22 protein-coding genes and 1 pseudogene are annotated in these 23,701 nt (G+C 69.3%); 15 read left to right on the top strand and 8 right to left on the bottom strand.

The genetic code is table 11. The features are described 5' to 3' along the window. Positions 1 to 63: 63 nt before the first annotated feature. Positions 64 to 1,656, top strand: a complete 1,593-nt coding sequence (locus tag AC1C2R_RS11425) for an SLC13 family permease (protein ID WP_495352601.1) — start codon at positions 64 to 66, stop codon at positions 1,654 to 1,656. An 18-nt stretch (positions 1,657 to 1,674) separates the two neighbouring features. On the opposite strand, the gene hpaD is transcribed toward AC1C2R_RS11425, so the two are convergent. The 6 genes from hpaD to AC1C2R_RS11395 form a co-directional block, all read right to left on the bottom strand. After that, positions 1,675 to 2,670 carry a 3,4-dihydroxyphenylacetate 2,3-dioxygenase gene (hpaD, locus tag AC1C2R_RS11420; protein ID WP_495379983.1) on the bottom strand — a complete coding sequence of 332 codons (996 nt, stop codon included), beginning with the start codon at positions 2,668 to 2,670 and terminating at the stop codon, positions 1,675 to 1,677. Between the two features lie 87 nt (positions 2,671 to 2,757). Next, a complete protein-coding gene (locus AC1C2R_RS11415) occupies positions 2,758 to 4,065 on the bottom strand; it encodes a DUF3500 domain-containing protein (protein WP_495379982.1) in 1,308 nt (435 codons plus the stop codon). Continuing rightward, entirely contained in the window at positions 4,062 to 5,684 is a 1,623-nt protein-coding gene (locus AC1C2R_RS11410) for a sugar ABC transporter ATP-binding protein (protein WP_495379981.1), read from the bottom strand. Before AC1C2R_RS11410 ends, AC1C2R_RS11415 begins: the two co-directional genes overlap by 4 nt. After that, complete coding sequence (locus AC1C2R_RS11405) at positions 5,681 to 6,865, bottom strand: sugar ABC transporter substrate-binding protein (RefSeq protein WP_495379980.1); 1,185 nt, start codon at positions 6,863 to 6,865, stop codon at positions 5,681 to 5,683. Before AC1C2R_RS11405 ends, AC1C2R_RS11410 begins: the two co-directional genes overlap by 4 nt. A 107-nt stretch (positions 6,866 to 6,972) precedes the next feature. Continuing rightward, positions 6,973 to 7,989 (bottom strand): ABC transporter permease, encoded by a 1,017-nt coding sequence (locus AC1C2R_RS11400; RefSeq protein WP_495379979.1) that lies wholly within the window; start codon positions 7,987 to 7,989, stop codon positions 6,973 to 6,975. A gap of 97 nt (positions 7,990 to 8,086) precedes the next feature. Further along, a complete protein-coding gene (locus tag AC1C2R_RS11395; RefSeq protein WP_495352595.1) occupies positions 8,087 to 9,133 on the bottom strand; it encodes an amidohydrolase family protein in 1,047 nt (348 codons plus the stop codon). Positions 9,134 to 9,449: 316 nt separating this feature from the next. Here AC1C2R_RS11395 and AC1C2R_RS11390 point away from each other — a divergent pair, with 316 nt between their 5' ends. The 14 genes and pseudogenes from AC1C2R_RS11390 (at position 9,450) to AC1C2R_RS11325 (ending at position 20,658) form a co-directional block, all read left to right on the top strand. Next, positions 9,450 to 10,349: a LysR family transcriptional regulator gene (locus tag AC1C2R_RS11390; RefSeq protein WP_495352594.1), complete on the top strand. Its 900-nt coding sequence runs from the start codon at positions 9,450 to 9,452 to the stop codon at positions 10,347 to 10,349. Between the two features lie 49 nt (positions 10,350 to 10,398). Further along, positions 10,399 to 10,797: pseudogene (locus tag AC1C2R_RS11385) on the top strand (dienelactone hydrolase family protein); the annotation flags it as partial. Between the two features lie 89 nt (positions 10,798 to 10,886). Continuing rightward, on the top strand, positions 10,887 to 11,162 hold the full coding sequence (locus tag AC1C2R_RS11380) for a dienelactone hydrolase family protein (protein WP_495380402.1): 276 nt from the start codon (positions 10,887 to 10,889) through the stop codon (positions 11,160 to 11,162). Positions 11,163 to 11,217: 55 nt separating this feature from the next. Next, positions 11,218 to 12,534 (top strand): FAD-dependent monooxygenase, encoded by a 1,317-nt coding sequence (locus AC1C2R_RS11375; protein WP_495352592.1) that lies wholly within the window; start codon positions 11,218 to 11,220, stop codon positions 12,532 to 12,534. After that, complete coding sequence (locus AC1C2R_RS11370; protein ID WP_495379978.1) at positions 12,531 to 13,022, top strand: nuclear transport factor 2 family protein; 492 nt, start codon at positions 12,531 to 12,533, stop codon at positions 13,020 to 13,022. The genes AC1C2R_RS11375 and AC1C2R_RS11370 overlap by 4 nt, the downstream gene beginning before the upstream one ends. Before the next feature lie 47 nt (positions 13,023 to 13,069). Further along, a complete protein-coding gene (locus tag AC1C2R_RS11365) occupies positions 13,070 to 13,894 on the top strand; it encodes a fumarylacetoacetate hydrolase family protein (protein ID WP_495379977.1) in 825 nt (274 codons plus the stop codon). A 1-nt stretch (position 13,895) separates the two neighbouring features. Beyond that, entirely contained in the window at positions 13,896 to 14,300 is a 405-nt protein-coding gene (locus tag AC1C2R_RS11360) for a RidA family protein (protein ID WP_495352589.1), read from the top strand. 162 nt (positions 14,301 to 14,462) lie between these two features. Beyond that, positions 14,463 to 15,599 (top strand): FAD-dependent oxidoreductase, encoded by a 1,137-nt coding sequence (locus tag AC1C2R_RS11355; protein ID WP_495379976.1) that lies wholly within the window; start codon positions 14,463 to 14,465, stop codon positions 15,597 to 15,599. Positions 15,600 to 15,635: 36 nt separating this feature from the next. Beyond that, the gene (locus AC1C2R_RS11350; protein ID WP_495379975.1) at positions 15,636 to 16,151 is read left to right on the top strand and encodes a MarR family winged helix-turn-helix transcriptional regulator; all 516 of its coding nucleotides are present in this window, start codon (positions 15,636 to 15,638) and stop codon (positions 16,149 to 16,151) included. Positions 16,152 to 16,279: 128 nt separating this feature from the next. Beyond that, positions 16,280 to 18,283, top strand: a complete 2,004-nt coding sequence (locus AC1C2R_RS11345; protein WP_495379974.1) for a GTP-binding protein — start codon at positions 16,280 to 16,282, stop codon at positions 18,281 to 18,283. Positions 18,284 to 18,378: 95 nt separating this feature from the next. Next, a complete protein-coding gene (locus AC1C2R_RS11340; protein WP_495379973.1) occupies positions 18,379 to 18,636 on the top strand; it encodes a hypothetical protein in 258 nt (85 codons plus the stop codon). Next, positions 18,633 to 19,160 (top strand): hypothetical protein, encoded by a 528-nt coding sequence (locus tag AC1C2R_RS11335; protein WP_495379972.1) that lies wholly within the window; start codon positions 18,633 to 18,635, stop codon positions 19,158 to 19,160. The genes AC1C2R_RS11340 and AC1C2R_RS11335 overlap by 4 nt, the downstream gene beginning before the upstream one ends. Before the next feature lie 83 nt (positions 19,161 to 19,243). Beyond that, positions 19,244 to 19,831: a hypothetical protein gene (locus AC1C2R_RS11330; protein ID WP_495379971.1), complete on the top strand. Its 588-nt coding sequence runs from the start codon at positions 19,244 to 19,246 to the stop codon at positions 19,829 to 19,831. 275 nt (positions 19,832 to 20,106) lie between these two features. Beyond that, positions 20,107 to 20,658, top strand: a complete 552-nt coding sequence (locus tag AC1C2R_RS11325; protein WP_495379970.1) for a PKD domain-containing protein — start codon at positions 20,107 to 20,109, stop codon at positions 20,656 to 20,658. A gap of 408 nt (positions 20,659 to 21,066) precedes the next feature. Here the strand turns inward: AC1C2R_RS11325 and AC1C2R_RS11320 are convergent, their stop codons facing one another. Together AC1C2R_RS11320 and AC1C2R_RS11315 are read right to left on the bottom strand one after the other, a co-directional pair. Beyond that, complete coding sequence (locus tag AC1C2R_RS11320) at positions 21,067 to 21,852, bottom strand: IclR family transcriptional regulator (protein WP_495352580.1); 786 nt, start codon at positions 21,850 to 21,852, stop codon at positions 21,067 to 21,069. Between the two features lie 199 nt (positions 21,853 to 22,051). Then, a complete protein-coding gene (locus tag AC1C2R_RS11315) occupies positions 22,052 to 23,575 on the bottom strand; it encodes a hypothetical protein (protein WP_495379969.1) in 1,524 nt (507 codons plus the stop codon). Between the last annotated feature and the right edge of the window lie 126 nt (positions 23,576 to 23,701).

Raw genomic sequence — 23,701 nt, 5'->3', positions numbered from 1 at the left:
CACCGGCGACGACGCCGGGCTCAGAGGCATCCGTCTAGCTGCCTGATGCTCTAGCGTCGAAGTATGGTGGACCCGATCATCGCGACGTTCGTCATTCTGGCGCTGGCGATCGTCGCATTCGTGAGCGGCCGCATCCCCATCGGTCTCGTCGCCGTCGGCGTCGCGCTCGCACTGTGGGCGACCGGCGTGATCACCCTCCCGCAGGCGCTCGCCGGCTTCGGGGACTCGACCGTCATCTTCATCGCGTCGCTGTTCGTCGTGAGCGAGGCGCTGGATGCCACGGGCGTGACCGCCTGGGCGGGCCAGCAGGTGATCGGCCGCGCCGGCACCTCCCGGCGGCGGCTCACCGTCGTCATCGCACTGATGGTGGCCGTACTGAGCGCATTCATCAGCCTGAACGGTGCCGTCGCCGCGCTGCTGCCCGTCGTCGTCGTCGTGGCCCTCAAGGCCGGCATCGGGCCGTCGCGACTGCTCATCCCGCTCGCGTTCTCGTCGCACGCCGGGTCACTGCTCGCCCTGACCGGCACCCCCGTGAACGTGATCGTGTCGGATGCCGCGGCCAACGCCGGCGGCCGGGCATTCGGGTACTTCGAGTTCGCGTTGGCCGGGCTTCCGCTGCTCGCGCTCAGTATCGCGATCCTGGTCGCATTCGGCGGCCGGTTGCTGCCCGACCGGAAGGCCGACCAGCTCGCCGACAACGTTCCCGCTGATCCCGGGGCCGTGGCGCAGGAGCTTCGCCGCAGCTACGACGTGAGCCTCGACACCGACACCTTCTACACGCCCGACGAGGGGGTCGCCGAGGTGATGATCACGCCGCGCTCGATGTACATCGGCCGCAAGGTGTTCCCGGGCATGATCACGCTGCGCGAGAACCTCGTGATCATCGCGATCCGGCGCACCGGCGAGCGCCATTCGCCGCCGACATCCGATGACGACCCAGAGGGGCTCCACCCGGGCGACTCACTGCTCGTGCGCGGCCCATGGGATGCCCTCGAGCGATATGTGCGACTGCCCGGGGTCATCCCGGTCACCGCGCCGCAGTCGCTGCGCCGGGCCGTGCCGCTCGGCCGCGGCGCCAAGCGCGCCCTCGTCATCCTCGGCCTCATGGTGGTGCTGCTCGCGACGGGACTGCTGCCGCCGGTCGTGGTCGGCCTGCTCGCGGCAGGTGCACTCGTGCTCTCGCGCGTGCTGACCGTGCCGCAGATGTACCGCTCGATCCAGTGGAACACGGTCGTGCTCATCGCCGGGCTCATGCCGCTGTCGGTCGCGTTCATCGAGACCGGCGCCGCAGAGCTCGTCGCGAGCTGGCTGCTCGGCATCGTCGGCACGGCGAGCCCGCACCTCGCCCTGCTGGCGCTGTGCGTGCTCACCCTCGTGCTCGGGCAGGTGATCAGCAACACCGCGACCGTGCTCATCGTGCTGCCCATCGCGGTCTCGATCGCGGCCACCCTCGGCGCCTCGGTACAGCCCTTCATGATGGCGCTGACCGTCGCCGGCGCCGCCGCCTTCTTCACGCCGATCGCCACACCGGTGAACCTCATGGTGATGGAGCCGGGAGGGTACCGTTTCGGCGACTACTGGCGCCTGGGCATTCCGCTCGCGCTGGCCTACCTGCTCATCGCGGTGCTCTGGGTGCCGCTCATCTGGCCGTTCTGAGCCGGGCCGACCACAGCCTCAGTGCAGGCCGAGCACGTCTTCGAGCGTCGCGGGCGACGCCTGCAGCGTCGGCTCGCGCACCTCGGCGCCGGGGAACTCGCTCGCCTCGAAGAACCAGCGGCGCGAGGCCGGCATGCCCCACAGCTGCGCGCGGCGGGGGTTGCTCACGTCCCAGCGGATCGGCTGCTCTTCGAGGTCGATGAACTGGTAGTGCGTGGTGAACAGCTCGATGCGGTGCTGGTCCGGGTCACGCAGGTAGAGGAACAGTGCGTTCGAGATGCCGTGGCGACCGGGGCCGCGGTCGATCTCGTCGCCGAAGCCGAGGGAGCCCGCGACATCCGCCGCATGCAGCAGCGCGGTCGCGTCGGGCACCGTGTAGGCGAAGTGATGCAGCCGCGGGCCGCGGCCGTTCGTGAACACGAGGTCGTGGGTGTTGCCCTTGACCTCCATCCACGTGCCCCACAGCTCGTCGGTGCCGTCGGTCGCCGTGTATTCCGACATGCGCATGCCGAGACCGGTCCAGAAGTCGGTCGCCGCCTGCACATCGTAGGTGACGCACTGGAAGTGGTCGAGGCGCTGCGGCGCACCCGCGACGAACTCGTGGAACTCCTGCATCTTGCGCGGCACCTGCGTCATCGACGAGGTGAGCTCCATGCGCGTGCCGACCGCGTCGGTGAACTGCAGCGTCGGCCCCTGATGCGGCCGTTCGACGCGTTCGTGCTCGACACCGTTCGACCGGCACCAGACTTCAGCCGAGCGGATGTCGCGGTCCTCCCGCACCCGCAGGCCCACGCGCAGGGCCTTCGCCTCGTCGCCGCGCTCGAGCACGAGCGAGTGATGCGACGACTCCTCGAGCCCGCGCAGGCACACGGTGTCATCGGTCTCCTCGGTCACGACGAGCCCGATGACGTCGCGGTAGAAGTCCCGGCTGGCCTCGAGGTCGGTGACGGCGAGCGAGACGTGGCTCGCGCGCGTGATCGCGAACGGCGGGTCGAAGTTCGTGCTGGGCAGCATGTGGGCTCCTTGTGGCGCGGTGCAGGGTGGGTCAGGTCGGTCAGGTGCGTTTCAGGGCTGCGCGGCGTGTCAGGGCTGCGCGGCGTGTCAGGGCTGCGCGGCGCCGCGTCGCGCACGCCACTGGTCGATGTACGCGCGGCCGTAGTCGTTGCCGTTGGGCAGCCGCAGGGTCGAGTGCACATGGAAGCGCTGGGGCACCCGGTTGTTCAGCCACACCCCGGCGTGATGGTCGAGCTCGGCGACGATCACCGGGCTCTGGATGCGGAAGTAGAACGGCCCCGTGCCGTCGGTTGCGCCGTACCAGGCGAACCACGTCTCGTCGCGGTGCTCCTCGATGTCGGCGAGTGTCAGCCTGCGCTGATCGCTCCGCAACAGCAGCAGGAAGTCTTCGACGAGGTCGAGCAGGAGCGCCCACTGCTCGTCGTCGAGGTCGTACGCCGAGATGCCCTCGTAGGGAATGAGCCGATTGTCTTGGAACGCTCCGGCGACGTGCCGTTCGTCGGCCGGGTGCAGACGGTCGGCCGGCATCTTCGGATCGAGCACGGAGGCGTACACGACCGCGGCCGTTCGCTGCTCGTCGGTGAGCGACGCCGCGAGTTCGAGGGCGGTCTCTTCGCGCGCCTCGAAGATCGGCGGCCGTTCGCCGTCGGAGAGGGCGGGCTCGGCGCCGATGAAGACCGGCGCGACCACGTGGCGGCCCGCGACGGTCACGAAGTGCACGGCCACGTGGTGCCCGAACAGCTGCCAGCCCCATGCACCGCCCGCGACCGGGTCGCCGTAGAGCGCGACCCAGTAGCTGCGGTCGTTCAGGATCGTCGGCAGGTCGACGAGCTCGCCGAGGAATCCGTTGAGCTCCATCGCCTCGCGCACGCGCTCGTACCCCTCGGCGCTGAGCGACGCCTCGACGAGTGCGAGGATCGCTGCGACCTGATCGGCGGCGAGGTCTTCGAGTCGCAGCCCCACGCGGTGGAAGACGAACTCGGGATTGCTCCAGGCTCGCCACTCCTTGGCGTCGAGCGGATGCCGGAATGCGTCTCGCTGCGCCTCGGGGAGGGCCGCGAGCGCGCGCTCGGCGGCGGCAACGAGGTCGGCGTCGTCACCCCGCTCGGCCAGCTCGTAGAGGCCAGGGCGCACGACCCCGTCGGAGGTGACGCCTGCGAAGGGCTCGTCGAGCTGTGCGTTCCATTCGTCGAGCAACGCCTGCAGGAACCGATCGTCGCGGCGCGCGTCGGTGAACTCCTGGTAGCCCATGCCCCGCCACGGCGCGAGCGTCTCGTCGTCGTGGTCGTAGAGGAACCGGCGGAAGTCGGTGCCGGCGAGCTCGATCGCCTCATCGCGCGCGGTGACTCTCGCGGAGGAGAAGAAGCCGTCGAGCTGTTCGTCACGTGTTGTCACGATCGTGCCTTCCTGTCGTGCGTGTCGTGCGTGAACGTGCGATCGCGGAGCTTCGCGCGAGCGCTGCCGGAGTAGATCGCCTCGACGATGCGGTCGGGCGACAGCTCGCCCGTGAGCTCTTGGTCGATGCAGCCGTCGACGAGCACGAGCACGCGATCGCAGAGGAGCGCGAGCTCATTCTCGTCGGAGCCGGCGACGATGACGAAGCGCTCCTTCGCTGCGGCGCGTACGGCCTCGACGATGCTCTGGCGGGCGCCGACGTCGACCGCCTGGGTCGGCTCGTGCAGCAGCAGCATCCGCGGGTCGGTCGCGAGCCATTTCGAGATGAAGACCTTCTGGGCGTTGCCGCCGCTGAATGTGCCGACGACCGCATCGGGCCGCGGCGGGCGCACGTCGAGCCGCTCGATCCAGTCGTCGACGAGCGCGCGCTCCGCGGTGCGCTGCAGCCGGGCGAGTGGGCGCCGACGGGCGGACTGCGGGAAGGCCGTGTTCTCGAGCACCGTCTCGCTCATCGCGAGGCCCGCGTGCTCGCGGCCTTGCGGCACGATCGCGATGCCGTGCTGCATGGCGCGGGCCGGGTCGAGCCCTGTGAGCTCGATCGTCTCGCCGGGCAGCTCGATCGTGCCCGCCTCGGCCGGCGTGACGCCCGCGAGCAGGTAGGGCACGTCGTCGTACGCCGAACCGCCGATGCCGGTGATGCCGAGCACTTCGCCCTGGTGCAGCGAGAACGCGAGGTCGTGCAGCCGCAGCCCCGTGAGGCCCTCGACCCGCAGCACCGGGGTGTCGTCGCGCGGCTCGTGCACGATCCGCTCGCCGAGGTCGATGATCGTGCGGCCGAGGATGAGCGTCGTCAGCTCGGTCTCGGTGAGCCCTTCGACGGGCCGGGCCGATTCGACGACGCGGCCGTCGCGCAGCACCGTGACACTGTCGGCGCCGTCGACGATCTCTTCGAGTCGGTGCGTGATGAGCAGCACGGAGGTGCCGGTGGCGACGATGTCGTCGAGATCCTGGTAGAAGTTCTCGAGCGCTCGGCGGCCGAGCGCGCGCGTCGACTCGTCGAAGATGATGAGGCCCGCGCCGGGCGTGGCATCCTGCAGCACGCGGGCGATCGCGACGGCGGTGCGGTCCTCCTCGCTGAGCGAGGACACCCGGGAATCGAGCGGCACGAGGCGGCCGATGCGTTCGAAGGCGAGCATCGCCTCGGCGCGCTCCTTCACCCAGTCGATGCGACGCAGGATGCCGCGGCCCTCGAGGCGCCCCATGCGCATGTTCTCGAGCACCGTCATGTCGGGGATGAGCCCGAGGTTCTGGTGCACGACCGACATGCCGTAGTCACGCGCCTGGTGCGGGCGGATCGGCAGCGGCAGGGGCGCGCCGTCGATCGCGACGACGGCGCCGTCGTCCGGGCGGTTGAGACCCGTGAGCACCTTCGCGAACGTCGACTTGCCCGAGCCGTTCTGGCCCACGAGCCCGTGGATCTCACCCGGGGCGACGACGACGTCGACGTCGTGCAGCACACGGGTCGAGCCGAAGGTCATGTTCAGCGACCGCACCGCGAGTCGGGGTGCCGGTGGCTCGGGCGTCGCCGCCCGCGCCACCGGCGAGTGCTGAATCGTCACTCCGCGCCCCAGATGGCGAGGAAGTCGTCACGGAAGGTGGCCGGCCCGAACCATTCGCCGGATGCCTCCGCCTCGGCGGTCAGCTCGACGTCGCCGATCGAGTCGCGCGTGAAGAGCCGGAACGGGATCTCGTATTCCGGGAGCTCCGTGCCGAGCTGCATGCGCATCGCGATGTCGGCGGCGACCCAGCCCTGGAACACCGAGGCCTGACCGGCCGCGGCGTAGAGGAAGTTCTCGGAGTCGATCTGCTGCAGGGCGCCCAGCTGAGCGGCGCTCACGACGCCCTTGATGTCGGCGAGACGGCCCGCCTGTTCGACGCCGCCCTGCGTCGGCTGGAGGTGATTCGCGAACTGGGAGAACACGTAGCCGATCTCGGGGTGCTGCAGCAGCGCAGAGCTCGTCGACGACGGGATGAGCGGGAAGTTCGAGCTCGAGACCTCGTTCACCACGATCTCACCGTCGGCCAGCACCTCGTTGGCCTGCTCGAGCGCGTCTTCGGCGGTCAGCGCCGACGAGCCGTCGGTCGCCTCGTTGAAGAGCACGGTGCCGGTGCCACCCGAGTCGAGTGCGATCCACTGGAAGAGGCCGACGAGCTGGTCGACGGCGGCGTCTGGGCCGTACTGCAGGGTCTCCGACGCCGGATGCTCCGGCGACTCGTAGTTGTTGTTCAACACGACGGGGATGCCGGCGGCCTGCGCCGCGTCGAGCGCGTTCGACGCCATGCCGTACGGGATCGCGTCGGTGATGATCGCGGCCGCGTCGGCCTGCGTCGCCTGGGTGATGCACGAGTCGATCTCGGTCGGCGTGGCGTTGCCGTTGCAGATCTGCACGTCGACGTCGACGGCGGCGAACGCCTCGGTGACGGCCTCGCCCGTGACGTTGAACTGCGGCGACTGCTGGGTGAGCGGCACGTAGTAGACGGTCGTGCCGGCGAGCGAGGCGACGTCGCCCGTCGGCTCGGTCGGCACGGGGTACTCGTCGCGCGGCTCGAGCAGCGCGGCGACCGCGGCCTCGAGGTCCGACGAGGAGCCGTCGCTCGCGCCGGGTGCGGCCGAGGGGTCGGCCGTCGCGCCGCTCGAACAGGCGGTGAGCAGAACGGCGGCGGAACCGAGTACTCCGGCTGCGACGAGCGCGCGCGAGCGACGCGACCGTCGGGTGATGGAACTGGTGATGCTGTGCATGGTGTGCCTCCTGGGCGTCGTTGCGAGGAGCGGATGGTGCGGGGTGCTGCGGGGTGGTGCGGTTCTGCTGTGGTTGACTGCGGTTGGTTGCGGGATGCCGCGGGGGCTCAGCGTCTTCGACTGAGCACGGTCGACAGGGTGACGGCGATGACGAGCACCCCGCCGTAGAAAACGTTCGAGACCCACGACGAGGCGCCCAGCAGCTGCAGGCCGAGCACGCCCGTCGCGAGGAAGTAGACGGCGATGAGCGCGCCGAGCGGGGTGAAGCGGCCGGGCTGCAGGATGGCGGTGCCGAGGAACACGGCCGCGAACATCGGCAACAGATACATGTTCGCCACGTTCGGGTCGAAGCCGCCAGTCGCCGATGCGGCGATGACCCCGCCGAGGCCGGCGATCAGGCCGGCGACGACGAATGCGCCCATGCGGATGCGCGTCACGCGCACCCCGGCGAGCCTCGCCACCTCGCGATTCGCGCCGACGAATCGCATGTTGCGCCCGAGCGGCGTGAAGGCGAGCACGTAGGCGAACGCGAGCATGAGGGCGAGGCCCAGGTAGAACGTGACCGGCAGGCCGAGGAGGTTGAAGAGCAGCGCCTGGCCGAGCCAGCCGGGCAGCCCGCTCACCGCGGTCATGTTCGCGATGCCGAGCGAGACGCCGAGCAGCACGGTCGACATGCCGAGCGTCACGACGATCGTGTTGACGCCGACCCTCACGATGAGCCAGGCATTCACGAGCCCGACGAGCGTCGAGGCGACGATCGCGGTGACGATCGCGAGCCCCACGTTCCAGCCGTACGTGGTGTGGAGCACGGGCACGAAGATCGCCGCGAACCCGAAGTTCGCCGCGACCGACATGTCGACGAACTCGCCGACGATGATCGTGACGAGCAGCGCTGCGGCGAGGAAGACGAGCGCCTGCTGCCCGCCGAAGATCGCCCGGAATGCGCCGAAGGTCAGGAACGTCTGCGGCAGGAGCACCGCGAAGAGCACAGCCATGGCGATCCAGACGCCGATCACAGCGAACCGTTGCGGAATCTCCGCCAGCCATGAGCGGGCAGGCGGCGTCGGGTCGACGCGCTGCACGACCGCCGTCTCGGGCAAGGTCTTCGTCGTGGTACCGGCCATGGGACGGTCACTCCTGTCTGCGCTTCGTCGCGCGGCGTTCGGTTCGCGGCTCGGCCGCGCGATGCTGTGGCCCTCGCGGTGACGGCCGAGGGACTCTCTAGATGGGCAGGTCGAACATCCGCTTCGCGTTGCCTGACATTACGAGTTCGCGGTCTGCTGCAGAGATCTCGACCTCGTTCGTCATGAACTCGACGCCTTGGCTCATCCAGCTGTAGAAGACGGGGAACGAGGAGCCGAAGAGGTAGTGGTCGGCACCGTTGATCTGCAGTGCGGCTTCGATCTGGGCCTTCCCCCACGAGTGCGGGTGCGTGAGGTCGAAGAAGATGTTCTCCCGCAAGTACTGCTGGATCTTCTCGCCGCCGGTCGGATCGAGGCGCTGCAGCGCCTCGACCTTGTTCGGCTTGTGGGGCGTGAGCAGGGCGGTGTTCGCGAACCAGTTGCCACCGAGCATCGTGTGGATGAAGCGCAGGTTGGGGAAGCGGTCGAACATGCCGCTGAAGAGTTCGCGGCCGACCGCGGTCGACTGATCGATGATGCGGCCGTACTCGCGCCGCAGGTTCGTGTAGTCGACGACCGAACGCCACTCGACCGGCAGCGGGGTGTGATGCACGATCACTGGCAGCCCGACCTCGTTGAGCACCTCGAGGTAGGGCTCGAACACCGCGTCGTCGAGGTAGAGCTGCCCGTAGTGGCAGGCCAGCTGCACACCGACCGCGCCGCGATCGACGCAGCGCTTGAGCTCGTCGATCATGTCGGCACGGCCCCACGGCGGGAGGCAGACGGTAGCGAAGAGTCGGCCGCCCGAGCGCTCGGCGATCGAGAACGCATTGTCGTTGACCGCCTTGCACGTCTCGAGATCGAGCCACTCCTGCCACACCGGCACGCGCATGATGCCGTAGTCGACACCGGCCTCGTCCATCGCGGCGAGCTTCGCGTCGGCCGAATAGTCGCCCTCGACATAGTTGAGGTTCTGGTGACCGGCCGGCTTCTCGAGAATGAGGTGCCGCTTGCCGGACTCCATCGTCTCGACCCTGGCGATCTCGCCGAAGCCACGCGGCGCACTGCCGAGGAATCCGTTCAGGATCTTCTCGTTCGAGAAGAGATCCTCGGGCAGGTGGTGGATGTTGATATCGACGACCGTCATTGGTCCGGCTTCCTGTGCGGGGGCGGTGGGGCGATGAGGCGGTGCCAGTGGCACTGGCCGCAAATGTACGTTGCGGATGGCGCCGGCGACAGGTTCCGGCCTGCACGCTTAGTTTGCACAGATCACGGGTCCGTCTCGCCCTCCCCGTGGCTAGCCTGCAATCACGCCCGACTTCGCCGGGTGTCATCGAGCGCCGCTCGCACCGACGACCGTTCGCACCCAGAGGAGGCATTTGTGCATCGATATACTTCGAATTCGTGCGGCCGCCCCCTCCGGAGCAGGATCCGCATCGTCACGGACTCGAAGGAGCGTTCTCGTGGATCGGTTCGCCGTCATGCGGACGCTCGTCTCCGTCGCGCATGCGCCCTCGTTCAGCGCGGCAGCCGCCGAGCTCAGCATCTCGCCCTCGCTCGTGTCGCGCCATGTCGCCGACCTCGAGGGCCAATTGGGCGTGCGACTCGTGAACCGCACGGCCAGGTCGGTCTCGCTCACGCTCGACGGGGAGCAGTACGCGGAGTTCGCCGAGCGCATCCTGTCGGAGATCGACGATCAGGATGCCGCGCTGTCGCAGACGAAGCGCTCGACCGAGGGCAGGCTGTCGATCATCAGCCCGAAGTGGATCGGCCTGCAGGAACTCGGCCTCGCGATCGGGGAGTTCCGGCTCGAGCATCCCGGCATCCGCGTGAAGCTGCAGCTCGGGGGTATCTCCGACCGCACGCACGACTTCCTCGACCAGGGCTTCGACATCGCGTTCCACGCGCGGCACCCATCGGACTCGCGGGTCAAGGTGCGGCGCATCACGGAGCTGCCGTTCATGCTGGCGGCATCCTCAACCTATCTGGAACGACGCGGCACGCCGGCGTCGCCGACGGAGCTCAGCGATCACGACCTGCTGACGCACACGGGCGACCCGGTCTGGCACCTCGGCGAGGGCGACGAGGCGACGCGGCTGCGCGTGCAGGATCCGGCGTTCACCTCGAACGCCTACTCGATCATCGAGCAGATGATCGAGCTCGGATGCGGCATCGGGCATGTGCCGCGAACGCTCGTGCAGCACTCGGCGCGCGCAGCCGAGGTGGTCGAGGTGCTGCCGCATCTGCCCCCGCCGACGCGCTCGCTGTACGCGCTGCACGCACCCGGCGACGCCACCCCCGAGCGGGTCAAGATCTTCCTCAGGTTCATCACGGACTGGTTCAAGCGCGCGCGTACCGACTGACCAGCCGGCGCGACGAGCGCCCGCCGTTGCGCTCGCCGGAAGGAGCGCAATGCCAGTCTTGACCGTTCGCGACATCGAGGCTCGCGACATCGAATACGCCCACGATGGCACCGAGATGACCGGCCTGCTCGTCGCGCCCGGGGGCGCGGGCGAGCTGCCGACCGTACTGCTGCTGCACGACGCGTTCGGCCTCGGCGAGGATGCCATCGCACACGCCCACCGCTACGCCGAACTCGGCTACGCCGTGTTCGCCGCGGACGTGTGGGGCGACCGGCACACTCCGGCGGGCGGCCCGGACATCGGCCCGCTCATCGGCGCCATGGTGGCCGACCGCGGCGAGTGGATGGCGCGCGTGGCGGCGGCGCACCAGACGGCGGCGGCGCAGCCCGAGGTCGACGCCGCGCGGATCGTCGCGCTCGGCTACTGCTTCGGCGGTGCGGGCGCGCTCGAGTATGTGCGCACCGGCGGCGACATCATCGGCGCGGTCAGCATCCACGGCGGTCTCGACCTGCTCGAGCGCGACTGGTCGGCGGCGACGTGGGCATCGGCGTGCTCGTCTGCACGGGCGCGGCCGACCCCATGGCGACGACCGAACAACGCGCAGCACTCCAGGCGGACCTCGACGGCGCGGGCATCGGCTGGGAGGTCGACCTCTACAGCGGCGCCAGGCACGCGTACACGAACCCGAAATCGGACTTGCCGGGCATGCCGCCAGGCGTCGGCTACAGCGCACGCGCATCGGAGCGCTCCTGGCAGTCGACCCGGCAGTTCCTGGCCGAGCGCTTCGGCGTGGAGGCTCGCGACGCCGCCTGAGCGGCGGCGCGACAAGACCGGCGCGCGAAGGCGCGCGCATCAGAAAGGATCCAATATGCACGACATCGCGATCATCGGCGCGGGGCCCGGCGGCCTGGTCACTGCCCTGCGTTTGCATCAGCAGGGAATCCGCACGCGCATCTACGAGAGCGTCACCGAGCTGCAGCCCCTCGGCGTCGGCGTCGACATCAAGGTCTACGGCGCCAAAGAGATCGAGGAGTTGGGGCTGCTCGAGGAATTCCGCGCCATGTCGGTCGATGCCGTCGACTCGATCTTCTACAACCACTTCGGCCAGGAGATCTACGCAGAGAAGTGCGGCGTGCACATGGGGTACGAGCACGAGCAGCGCTTCGTGCACCGCGGCTCGCTGCAGATGCTCTTCTACGACGCCGTGCTCGAACGCCTCGGCGATGACGCTGTCGTGTTGGGCGCACGTGTGGTCGCCTACCGCCAGGATGAGACCGGCGTCACGCTCGACATCGAGCACCGTGACGGCCGCAAGGAGCAAGTGCGGCACGACGGCGTCATCGCGGCCGACGGCATCAAGTCGCCCGTGCGCCGCCAGATGCACCCGAACCAGGCGGAGCCGGTGTACTCGGGCATCACGATGTACCGCGGCACGACGCTCCGCGAGCCGATCCGCGACGGCCACACCATCCTGCACATCGGCGACCCCCGAATCTCGACGATGATCGTCTACCCGATCGCCGACGACTTCGAGGGCACCGGCAAGCAGCTGATCAACTGGGTGGTCGAGAAGGAGGGCGAGGAGACGATCGAGGATTGGAACCAGCTCGGCTCGGTCGACGACATCGTGCCGCTGTACGAGAGCGTCGACATCGACTACGTCGATATCCAGCAGTTGATCAGTGACGCACGCGAGGTCTACCTCTTCCCGCTCATCCGGCACGAACCGCTCGACGACTGGGTCGACGGCCGCGTGGTGCTGCTGGGCGACGCCGCGCACGCGATGTACCCGCGCGGCGGCAACGGCGTGTGCCAGGCCTTCCTCGACGCGCGCGTCGTGGCCGAGCAGCTCAGCGCCCACGACGACCCCCACGCGGCGTTCGTCGCCTACGACGCCGCTCGCCGCGAGGGCGTCAACCGCATCATCATGTCGATGCGCGGCGAGGGCTACGAGGTGATCCGCCGAATGGTCGCCGAGCGCACCGACGGCAAACCGTTCGACGACATCGAGCAGGTGCTGCCGCTCGCCGAGGCGGATGAGATCTTCAGCGGCTACCACCGCCTGGTCGGTCAGCCACGACCCGGTGTCGAGGCCGGAGAGGCGACGGGGTTCCGAACCTGGGAATCCTCGCGCCACGCGGCATCCGCAGTTCTGAGTTCTCCCGCCGAAGAAGCTACGCGATGACCGGCGTGACGAAAGCGGATGCCGCGACCGCCGGAGCACTGCGCGCCGTCGAGGAGCGTCGCCTGCAGGCCCTGTTCGACGGCGACCTCGAGACGCTCGACGAGCTGTTCGACGAGACGCTCGTGCACATCCACGCCCCCGGCCTGATGCACTCGAAGGCGCAATTGCTCGAGCACGTCGCGACCCGCAGGCCGTACCTCGACACGACGCGGGGCGACCTCGACATCCGGCTCATCGGCGACGTCGCCGTCATGACGGGCGATCTCGTGAACCGGCTCCGCACCAAGGAGGGCGGCGAGCGCACGCTCGGCGGCGTCGCCACGCAGGTGCTCGTGCGATCGGCCGATGCCGAGCTCGGCTGGCGATTCATCCTGTTCCAGCTGACGCCGACGGCGGAGCAGGCATGGGGTGCGCTGCCCTCCGAACAGCAGGCGGAGTCACAGCGCGCGGCGCCGCAGCAGGCCTCGGCTCGGGAGCAAGCGCGATGAGGCTCGCACGGTTCCGCAGCGGCGATAGCCCGATCATGCTCGGCCGGGTGGACGACGACGTCGTCACCGACCTCAGAGACGTGCCCGGAATCGGCACCTCGCTGCGCGCGATCCTGCCCCGGCTCGACGAACTGCGGCCGGCGATCGAGGGAGCCGACGGGCCCAAGCACGAGATCGCAGACATCCGACTCGAAGCGCCCATCGACGACCCGCAGAAGTTTCTCGGCATCGGCATGAACTACCGGGAGCACGCGGTCGAGGCCGCAGCGGCCGGCATCCCGACGCCGACGAGCCAATTGTGGTTCAACAAGCAGGTCTCGTGCATCACCGGGCCGTTCGACGACATCGAGAAGCCGATCGTGTCGGACGCGCTGGACTACGAGATCGAGCTCGGGGTGGTGATCGGTCAGCGCTGCCGCCACGTTGCGGTCGAAGACGCGCGCTCCGTCATCGCCGGCTACCTCGTCGTGAACGACGTGTCGGTGCGGGACTGGCTGCAGAAGCGCTCCCCCACGTTCACGCTCGGCAAGTCGTTCGACACGCACGGCCCCATCGGCCCGTGGCTCACGACCGACGACGAGATCGAGGATCCGCTCGCGCTCGGCATGCGCCTGACGGTCAACGGCGAGGAGCGGCAGCGCTTCCGGACCGACGACATGATCCACGACATCTACGAGCAGATCGCCTACCTCACGCAGGTCATGACGCTCATGCCCGGCGACATCCTCGCCACCGGCACGCCCGCGGGCATCGGCGCACCGACCGGGCGGTTCCTGAAGGACGGCGATGTCGTGCGCGCCGAGATCGAGGGGCTCGGCGCGATCGAGAACCACGTGGTGCTCGAGGGTCGCGCGGTGCCCGAGGGCCGGTGACATGCCTCGCCGCCGCAGCATTCACCTTCCCGGTCACTCGCACCGCAATCCGATCCCGGCTGCGAGTCGCATCGGCGCCCACGTCCACTCCGGGGCACTGACCGGTCGCGACCCGGCGAGCGGTGCAATGCCGCCGGGCCTCGACGCGCAATGCGCCAACGTCTTCCGGCACATCCGCGCCCTGATGGCGGCGGCCGGCGGGTCGACCGACGACATCGTCAAGCTCACGGTGCACCTCGTCGATCCCGACGACCGTGGGGCGCTGAACCGCGAGTGGCTCGCCATGTTTCCGGACCCCGACGACCGGCCGGCACGCCAGGTGATCGCGGCGCGGCTGGGCGGCGGCGCCCTCGTGCACTGCGACCTCGTCGCGATCCTCGACGCGGTCGACGACCTCGACGACTGACTGTGAGCGTCCGCGAAGCGCCCGACGTTGCAACGTGACGTTGCGCAGTCCGCAATGCTCAGCAGTGGTTGCTTATGTGACCATATATATGTCGATCGAAACATCGACAGCCCGTCGGACCGGCGCAACGGTGCGCCGGCGGGCCTATGTGAGGAACTCCATATGAGCGACCGCAGCATCCTTGTCGTCGGCGGAGGCATCGGCGGACTCGCCACCGCCATCGCCCTGCGTGCCAACGCAGGACTCGACGTCACCGTCATCGAGAAGCAAGCCGACGTGCACTCGTCCGTCTTCGGCGTCGGCATCATCCAGCCCGCGAACGCGATGCGCGCGCTCGACGCGATCGGCTGCGCCGACGCATGCATGGCCGACGGCTACGGCGCCACCGAGTGGGGGTCGATGTACGACGCCGATGGCGGCAAGCTCCGCGACATGACGGCAACGAAGATCGAGGGTGCCGATTACCCGGCGATGAACGGCATCACCCGTCCGCGACTGCACGAGATCCTCACCGCGCGGGCGCTCGAGGTCGGCGTCGTCATCCGCTACTCGACCTTCTTCGACACACTCGAGCAGCACGACGACGGCGTCACCGTGCGCTACGAAGACGGCAGCTCCGAGCGCTACGACCTCGTCGTGGGCGCCGACGGCGTGCGCTCGCAGGTGCGCGAGCACGTGCTCGACGAGCAGCTCCGGCCGTATTACATCGGCCAGAGCGCCTTCCGCCTGAACATGCCCCGGCTGCCCGAGATCGACCGCATCATCCTGCAACCCGGCCCGACCGGCATGGCGGGCTTCGTGCCCATCGGCAAGGATCTCGCCTACTTCTTCTTCAATGCCGAGTACGAACGCGACCAGCGACCGAAGGGCGACGAGATCTATCCGGCGCTCAAGCAGCACCTCGAGGGCTTCGGATGGCTCACCGGCAGGCTGCGCGACGAGATCCTGCAGCCCGATGCCGACATCGTGGTGCGGCCGGAGGAGTCGCTCATCGCCCCGGCGCCGTGGCACAAGGGCCGCGTCGTGCTGATCGGCGACGCCGTGCACACCGTCACCCCGCACCTCGGCCAGGGTGCCGCGCAGGCGATCGAAGACGGCATCGTGCTCGCCGAGGAACTGCAACGGCACGACGACCACGAGCACGCCTTCGACGCCTACACGGCCCGTCGCTACGAGCGCTGCAAGCTCGTCGTCGACACCTGCCTGGCCATCGCGGAGTGGGAGAAGGGCCTCAAGCCCGGCTTCGACAACATCACTGCGACGAACGTCGTGCTCGACACCCTCGCGCAGCAGTACTGACCGGCACGGGTCTCTCGCCGACCTACACTTTGCCCAATGGGATCGAACGGCCGTGACACGCGCACTCCGCGCTCACTCGAGCGGGATGCCTCGCTGAATCGCGCCGCGAGCACGCTCAGGGAGCTCGCCTGGACCATCCACCGGCGGGCCCCCGAGCGCGCGCACGTCGGGCCGATCCCGACGACCGAGGTCGCGCTGCTCAAGCAGGTCGTCGACGACCCCGGCGCGACCGTGGGCGAGCTCGCCCGCACGCTGGGCCTGCGGCAGTCGAACACCTCGGCCGCGCTCCGCTCCCTCGAGGGCCGCGGACTCATCACCCGCGAGAGCAGCGCCGAGGACCGCCGGGTCGTGCGCGTCTGGGCGACTGCCGACGGCACCCGCGAGCACGAGGCGATCTCCGAGGCATGGAGCGCGGACGTCATGAACGCCGTCGCGGCGCTGCCCGAGCGGGAGCGCGCTGCACTCGCAGCTGCGAGCGGCGCGCTCACGCAGCTGCACGAGCTGATCCGCGAGGCAGGCGAGGGCCTTCACAACCCGCCGCCGCGCGAGTAACATCGTTGCTCGTCGCTGCACGAGCGACGAAGTCCGTCGCGAGACGTCGAAGAGAGAGGGCAAGGCGATGCGAGCTCAGGTCACGCCTTCGTTCACCCTCTTCCGCGACCGAACGGACCTGACCACTCGTGCGTACCCTCAATCTCGGCATCGTCGCGCACGTCGATGCCGGCAAGACCTCTCTTACTGAGCGCCTCCTCGCCGAGGTCGGCGTGCTCGACCACCCCGGCAGCGTTGATGACGGTACGACCGTCACCGACTCGCTCGACCTCGAACGGCGCCGCGGCATCACGATCCGCTCGTCGGTCGTGTCCTTCGAGCTTTCGGGCGACGCGCCCGCGCCCGCGCTCACCGTCAACCTGATCGACACTCCGGGCCACTCGGACTTCATCGCCGAGGTCGAACGCGCCCTCGCGGTGCTCGACGGCGCCGTGCTCGTCGTGTCGGCCGTCGAGGGCGTGCAGGCGCAGACCGTCGTGCTCCTGCGCACCCTCCAGCGGCTCGGCCTTCCCGTCATCCTCTTCGTCAACAAGATCGATCGCGCCGGTGCCGACCCGCTGCGCGTCGTCGCCGACATCCGCCGCCGGCTCAGCGAGCGCGTTGCGTTGCTCTCGACGGTGACGGATGCCGGTACGCCGGCTGCGTCCGTCGAAGCTCGCCGCCACGGGGCATCCGTCGATGGCCTGCTCGAGGTCGTCGCCGAACGTGACGATCGCGTGCTCGAGGCGTGGGCGAACGGCACGCCGCCGCCTCCTGCGCGGCTGCGCGAGCGATTCGGCGAGCTCTCACGGGGCGCGTTCGTGCACGGCATCCTCGCCGGGTCCGCGCGCACGGGCGCGGGCGTGCCCGAGCTGCTCGCCCACCTCGGCGAGCTGCTGCCTGGCATCGAGCGTGATGCCGACGCCGAACTCGCCGCGACCGTGTTCAAGATCGAGCGCGACGACCGCGGCGACCGCCACGTGTTCGTGCACGTGCGCGCCGGCACCCTGCAGGTGCGCGACCGGGTCACCGTCGCCGGTCGAGAGGGCGTCAAGGTCACCGGCATCCGCTCGTTCGAAAACGGCACGGTCGTCGAGAGGGATGCCTCGCCGGCCGGCCGCATCGCCCTCGTACGCGGGCTCGACGACGCGAAGATCGGCGCCGCCATCGGGGTGCGATCACGCACCGCCGCTGAAGGGGCGGGTCTCGTCCGGCCGATGCTGCAGTCGGTCGCGGAGTTCGCACCGCCCCACGCGGGCGCCGTGTTCTCGGCGCTCACCGAGCTCGCCGAGCAGGACCCGTTCATCGATCTGCGGCAAGACGACGCGCGCGGCGAGATCACGGTCATGCTCGCGGGCGAGGTGCAGAAGGAGGTGATCCAGGCGATGCTCGCCGAGCGTTACGGACTCGAGGTCGGCTTTCGCGAGTCGACGGTGGTGTGCGTCGAGCGGCTCGCGGGTGTCGGCGAAGCCGTGGAGTTCAACAAGGCCGGGGGCAACCCCTTTCTCGCGACCGTCGGCCTGCGCGTCGAACCCGCGCCGCCCGGCAGCGGCATCGCGTTCCGCCTCGGAATCGAACCCGGGGCCATGCCGCCCGCGTTCTTCGCCGCGACCGAGCAGGCCGTTCGCACCACGCTCGAGCAAGGGCTCCTGGGCTGGGATGTACTCGACTGCATCGTCACGATGACGCACTCGGGGTACTCGCCGCGCCAGAGCCACGCCCATCAGCGCTTCTCGAAGGCGATGTCGAGCACCGGGGCGGACTTCCGCGCCGTCACCCCGCTCGTCGTGATGGACGCGCTCGCCCACGCCGGCACCGTCGTCTGCGAGCCGATGCATCGCTTCGAGCTCGAGGTGCCGATCGATGTCGTCGGCTCGGTGCTCTCGGCGATCACCCGGCTCGAGACCGTGCCGACCACGACCGAGGAGGAGCGCTTCGCGGCCGTCATCTCGGGTCGAGTTCCGCTGCGACGACTCGACCGGTTGCGCGCTGCGCTGCCGGGGCTCACTCGCGGCGAGGGCGCACTGCGGTCGGAGCCCGACGGCGACGAACCCGTGCACGGCGTCTTGCCCGAACGCGCCCGCATCGGCGAGAACCCGCGCGACCGCGAGCAGTACCTGCGACGCATCGCGCAGATGGTGAACGGGGTGTGATGCGTTCGCAGCCATGCCATGCCATGCCATCGCGCATCGCGCATCGCGTCAATCATTTATTGACAGACCGATCGGCGTCAACCTATGATTGACGCGTGGGAACGCAAACGAAACGCAAGCTCATCACCACGTGGTCGATCGGGTTCGGCGCCATCCTGCTCGGCATCACGGCCAACACGGTGGCGATCGTCATGCTCGAGGGCTTCGTGCGCGGCATCGTGCTGGGCGTCGGTGTCGCACTGACGCTCGTCGGCACGCTGACGCTCGCGACCACCCTCGGGTGGCTCGTCTCGCGGGCCCACTCGAAAGAGGTCGACGGATGGTGGCTGCCCAGCCAGGATGCCGATCGATGACCGGCGTCGGCGACGCAGTCACGCTCGCGATCCTCGACAACGTCGCAGTCGACGGCGAGATCGGTCGTGACGGGCATCTCGCGCTCATCCGGGCGAGCGCCGAGGCAGAACACGAGGTGCGCGCGATTCTTCGTCAGGCGATCGAGTCGGCTCGCGCGGGCGGCGTCAGCTGGTCGGCGATCGGCGCCGAGCTCGGGATGACTCGGCAAGCGGCGCAGCAGCGATTCGGAGACGCTGCACGAACCGATGCTGCCGCCACCGATGGTCTCGAATATCGGTGGCTCGGCCCAGTCACCGCGTTCGACGAGATGGCCGAGCTGGAGTTGGCGGGCCGGTCGGGCTGGCACACCGTCGAGGCCGCCATGCTGCGCCACCGCATGGTGCGCACCGAGACCCAGTGGGAGCACAAGCGCGTGGTCTGGCGCGGCCCGTTGCGGCGCTACGAAGACGACGGATGGATCGTGGGCAGCCGCTCGTTCCCGTGGGCGTACCTCGTGCGCGACCTCGGCGTGCCGCCGGAGTGAGCTGTCGCGCAGTTGCGCGGTCGCGCGAGCTCTGCTGTGGATAACCAGCCACCTCGCGCGCGGGCTCGCCTAGGGTATTCGCCATGCCCCTCTCTCGTTCTGCGCGACGCCACCGTCGCAACCCGGTCGCCGGGTTCGCCGCGATCGGCGCGCTCGCACTGCTGCTGAGCGGATGCACGAACGGCGACCCGACGCCGACATCGACCCCCTCGGCGGATGCCGCCGAGCCGATCTTCGCGTCAGACGAGGAGGCCCTCGCCGCCGCCGTCGAGGCGTACGAGCGGTACCGCGAGGTCTCAGCCGCGATCTCTGCCGACGGCGGCGAGGGCGCGGAACGCATCGATGGTTTGGTGACGCCGAAGCTTGCACAGACCATGCACGAAGAATTCGCCGCACTATTCGACGCCGGGATACGGATGGAAGGCACCACAAGTATCGATACGACCTCGCTCGCCGAGCGAAGCCAGCAGGACGGCATCGCCGAGCTGTCGATCTACCTTTGTCGTGACGTCAGCGCCGCCCGTGTGATCGGGCCCGATTCCGCTGACGTGACTCCGCCTGATCGTCAAGACCGGACTCCCCTTCAAGCATTCTTGATCTCCGACGGGCCCGGATCGGCCTCTCTCTTGGTTGACGAGGTGATCGTTTGGGCAGGGGAAGACTTCTGCTAGCAGTCGCTGTTGGGCTGTTCGCCGCAGCTCTCGCAGCGCCGACCGTGGCCGCCGCGGAATCCGTCCCCGGCAGATGCACCGAAGCGCTCGGCTGGATCGGATGCCCGGATCCGAGTGCTGAGTTGGACGCCGATGATGTCACGCTTGAAGTCATTGTGGACCTCGGTACGGGCCCTTTGATCCCCGAAGATGAGCGTGGAAACGACGAAAACGACGCGATCTTCCACGAGTCTGAGCCGGCACCGCCGCCGCCGGAGAACTGCAGCCCGCTGAACTTGGAGATCTGCGCGGTACCACCGGCAGCGACACCAGAGCCAGAGCCGGCCGCTCCCACCCCGGGCGTCACGGTCACGCTGCGCGATATCGCGTCGTTCGTGCCGGCGAAGCCGGGCAACGGCATGGAACCCGGGGGCTGGGCGGTCGAAGACCTTCCGGCGAACTTCGTCGCCGGAGCATCCGTGCAGATCGTGCCCGGCACCCTACTCGGCCAGCCCGCCGACGTGCGCTTCACACCGGTCGGATACCGGTGGTCCCACAGCGACGGCGGCACCGTCCAGAACGCCGCACCGGGTGCCACATGGGCACAACTCGGTCAACGCGAGTTCACCCAGACCGGCACGAGTCACGTCTTCGCCGAGTCCGGCGAGTACACCGTCGCCCTCAACGTCGTGCTGCGCGCCGAATACCGGTTCGCCGGATCCGGTTGGCAGACCATCTCCGGCACCCTGACCGCCACCGGAGACCCCCAACGCGTCCTCGTCGGCCGATTCGACACCGTCCTGACCCAAGGCGACTGCAACACCAACCCTGCCGGCCCCGGCTGCTGAACCGGCTGCTGACGAGGTGGCGCAAGGTAGTCGATCCGCTCGATCAGCCGCCGGGCGATCTCATGCGGCGTCTCGCCCGCATCGGTCGAGGTCGGTTTGGGCGCCACGGTAGCCGAGTACGCCGCCGACCGCGATAGGTGCGCCGAAAAGGATGGTAGCGAGGGGAGAAGGACCCGAACCTTCCCCCCACGCTCACCATTCGCTCGCACGGAGGAAGAACCCGAAACTCCCCCCGTGCCGATCGCGCAATGCGACCGTGTGCTGCGATGCAGCTACGCGCCCCCCAGCGCGTACTTGTACGGTACCCGGGCGGGACCCACGACGGCAGTGCCAGATTTTCAGATGATGAACAGCGGATGCCTCGGACGTCTGCCGCGGCATCCGTCACCGCCGACCCAGGCGCACGACTCAGCCACCCGACTGCCCGAGGCGGTCGGTGCCGAGTTGCAGCGAGAGTCGGGCCGCCACGCCGCGCAGCTCTTGGATGAGGGCGGCGCCGGCGGCACTGCCCGGGTCGGTCGGCAGCGACACGGCGAGCGAAGCGGTGATGCCCGCTGCGCGCACCGGCACTGCGATGCACGTGTAGCCGATCGCATACTCCTCGCGGTCGACGACACTCTCGTGCGAGCGCTCGAGCTGGTCGAGCAGCACCCGCCGATCACTGATGGTGTGCGGTGTGAGTTCGGCGAGCGGATGCCGCGACACGTAATCGAGCCGGTCCTCCCTCGGCAGCACGGCCAAGATCTGCTTGCCGAGCGCCGTGGCGTGCGCGCTGCTGTGCAGCCCGACCCAGAGTTCGACGCGCGGGTTGTGTTCGGCGTCGACGATGTCGATGAGATTCACCTCGCCGTCGTCGAACCGCGAGAGGTAGGCGGTGACGCCGAGTTCTTCAGTGACGCCGCGCAGCGCCGTGCGCACGCGGGAGAGGAACACGCCATGCGCGGCATCCCCCGAGAGGAAGGCCGGGAATCGATCGCCGAGCAGCAGCCCGTCAGGTTCGCGGGCGAGATACCCCTCGTGCACCAGGGTGCGCACGAGGTTGTACGTGGTGCCGGCCGTGAGTCCACTCGCCGTGGCGAGCGCCTTGACCGGCATCGGTCGCGGCTCGTTCGCGACGATGTCCACGAGCCGCAGAGCGCGTTGCACCGAACCGATCAGGGTCTGATCCGATTCTCGGGCGTCGGGTGTCGACATCGGTACTCCCCCCTCCTCTCATGGTACTGCCGGAGGAGGCAATCCACGCGCCCCGCCGCTGCGCGACGATCGAAGCTCTTCGTCGCGCTGCTGCCCGCGATGAACGCACTGCCGTGGCACCGATGTCACGGCTTCAGCGCGCGGTCGGAGCGTGCGCGGGCGGGCAGTGGCAAGCGGGCACTCGCCGGGGGGCTCCACGTCACTCGCCGCCGAGCACCTCGCGTGCGTGTCGGTACTTTTCGGCGAGGCGCACCTGCGTGTCACGGTCGAGGCGGCGCACGCGCCACGGCGCCGAGTTGTCGTCGACATCGGCGAGCTTCACCCGGCGGGCCACCGGGTGGCGGCGGATCCGCGCGTAGTACACGTCGTCCGCGACATCCGCGGTGCGCGTGAGCAGCTGCACGACCTCGACGATCTCGGGCATCACGCCCGCCTCGAGCAGATCCTGCGCGGTGACCGCGGTGTCTTCCAGCACGTCGTGCAACCACGCCGCCGCGGCGGGCACGGGCTCGGCGAGCGGGTCGAACCGCTCGGCCACGCGCCCCGGGTGATCGATGTATTCGGCGCCGACCCGGTCGAGCTGACCGCGGTGCGCGACGAACGCGATGCCCTTCGCGAGCGACACCTGCGCGGTGGCGGCGGCGACGGCCGGCGCCGGCGTGACGGCGGGTGCGGCTGCGGCTGCGGCTGTCACGGCATAGGTGCCGGCCGACGCCCCGACGGGCATCGGGGTGACATTGGCGGGCATCACGGATGCCGCGGGCTCGACCTGCTCGAACATGTTCGTTCCCATCACCACGGCGTTCTCCTCGTTCATCTCGTCGTCATCGTCATCGTCGTCGGCCGCACGGAAGTCGAATACCGGCTCGACCTCTGCCGCGACTTCACGGGCCGGCGGCTCGGGCTCTTCGGGCGCCGGCGGTTCGGGGTCTTCGGGTATCGTCCCGGCATCCAGCCACTCCGCGACGGCGCGCGCCGGAACCGGGAACGGCAGCTCGAGAACCATCGCCGGCTCTGCGTCCTCGAGATCTGCGACCTCCGGGCTCGACACAACGCCTGACGACACCGCGTCACCGGGCACCGCGTCGCCGGACGCCGCAGCGTCGGGCGCCGCCTGTGCTGCGACCTCCGCCGGCTCCGCAACATCCGTCACCCCCGCGGCATCCGTCGGCTCCGCGACATCCGTCACCGCTGCGACCTTCGCCGGCTCCGCGACATCCGTCACCTCAAGCTCTGGCGCAGCGGTTGTCGCCTCGGCCTGTGCGGCCTCGGCCGCGGCCTCGGCCAGCGGGTCGCGCCCGAGCACCGGGCGCACGAAGTGCAATTCCGCCTGGAGCTCGGCCATCTCGCGCGCGTCGAGTTCGAGCAACGAGCGGGCGTTGCCCTCGCCTCGGCGCACGAAGTAGTCCTCGTCGACCTCGGTCAGACGCTCGCCGTCGCTCGTCGTGAAGTAACGCCGCCGACCGGCATCGGTGACGGGAATGATCACCTCGACGAACTCACCACTCGGCTCCTCGCTGCACAGGTAATAGCGCTGCACATCGCGCGGCGACGAGTGGCTCCCCCAGTCGGGCGTGGGAATCCGGCGGGGACGAAGGGTGCCTCCGACCTCGGCGCTCCGGCGGCCCGGCCGAGGCGCGCGCTCAGCCGCGGACGCAGCCGCGGACACCCCCGCGGACACACGGAGTCCGAGCATCGGCTGTTCGTCGGCATGCGTCGTCACTCGGGCTCCTGGGGGGTCGGGCCGGCGGCGCTGCGGTCGGAATCGGAGCTGCTCGCCGCTTCCGATGCTAAACGGGTTCCGCACAATCTGCACCTGCACGGGCGGTCGGGCCGGCCTGCTCACCTC

The sequence above is a fragment of the Agromyces sp. Y182 genome (assembly GCF_059445385.1).
The sequence above is the reverse complement of the archived record's forward strand: the minus strand, read 5'-3'. Positions and strand labels throughout refer to the sequence as shown.

Bases quoted from the DNA above. Each gene is read 5' to 3' on its own strand.
- AC1C2R_RS11375 (WP_495352592.1), top strand. From the start codon at position 11,218: ATGCACGACATCGCGATCATCGGCGCGGGGCCCGGCGGCCTGGTCACT.
- AC1C2R_RS11330 (WP_495379971.1), top strand. From the start codon at position 19,244: ATGCCCCTCTCTCGTTCTGCGCGACGCCACCGTCGCAACCCGGTCGCC.
- AC1C2R_RS11350 (WP_495379975.1), top strand. From the start codon at position 15,636: ATGGGATCGAACGGCCGTGACACGCGCACTCCGCGCTCACTCGAGCGG.
- AC1C2R_RS11400 (WP_495379979.1), bottom strand. From the start codon at position 7,989: ATGGCCGGTACCACGACGAAGACCTTGCCCGAGACGGCGGTCGTGCAG.
- AC1C2R_RS11425 (WP_495352601.1), top strand. From the start codon at position 64: ATGGTGGACCCGATCATCGCGACGTTCGTCATTCTGGCGCTGGCGATC.
- AC1C2R_RS11335 (WP_495379972.1), top strand. From the start codon at position 18,633: ATGACCGGCGTCGGCGACGCAGTCACGCTCGCGATCCTCGACAACGTC.
- AC1C2R_RS11355 (WP_495379976.1), top strand. From the start codon at position 14,463: ATGAGCGACCGCAGCATCCTTGTCGTCGGCGGAGGCATCGGCGGACTC.
- AC1C2R_RS11395 (WP_495352595.1), bottom strand. From the start codon at position 9,133: ATGACGGTCGTCGATATCAACATCCACCACCTGCCCGAGGATCTCTTC.
- AC1C2R_RS11320 (WP_495352580.1), bottom strand. From the start codon at position 21,852: ATGTCGACACCCGACGCCCGAGAATCGGATCAGACCCTGATCGGTTCG.
- AC1C2R_RS11405 (WP_495379980.1), bottom strand. From the start codon at position 6,865: ATGCACAGCATCACCAGTTCCATCACCCGACGGTCGCGTCGCTCGCGC.
- AC1C2R_RS11370 (WP_495379978.1), top strand. From the start codon at position 12,531: ATGACCGGCGTGACGAAAGCGGATGCCGCGACCGCCGGAGCACTGCGC.
- AC1C2R_RS11360 (WP_495352589.1), top strand. From the start codon at position 13,896: ATGCCTCGCCGCCGCAGCATTCACCTTCCCGGTCACTCGCACCGCAAT.
- hpaD (WP_495379983.1), bottom strand. From the start codon at position 2,670: ATGCTGCCCAGCACGAACTTCGACCCGCCGTTCGCGATCACGCGCGCG.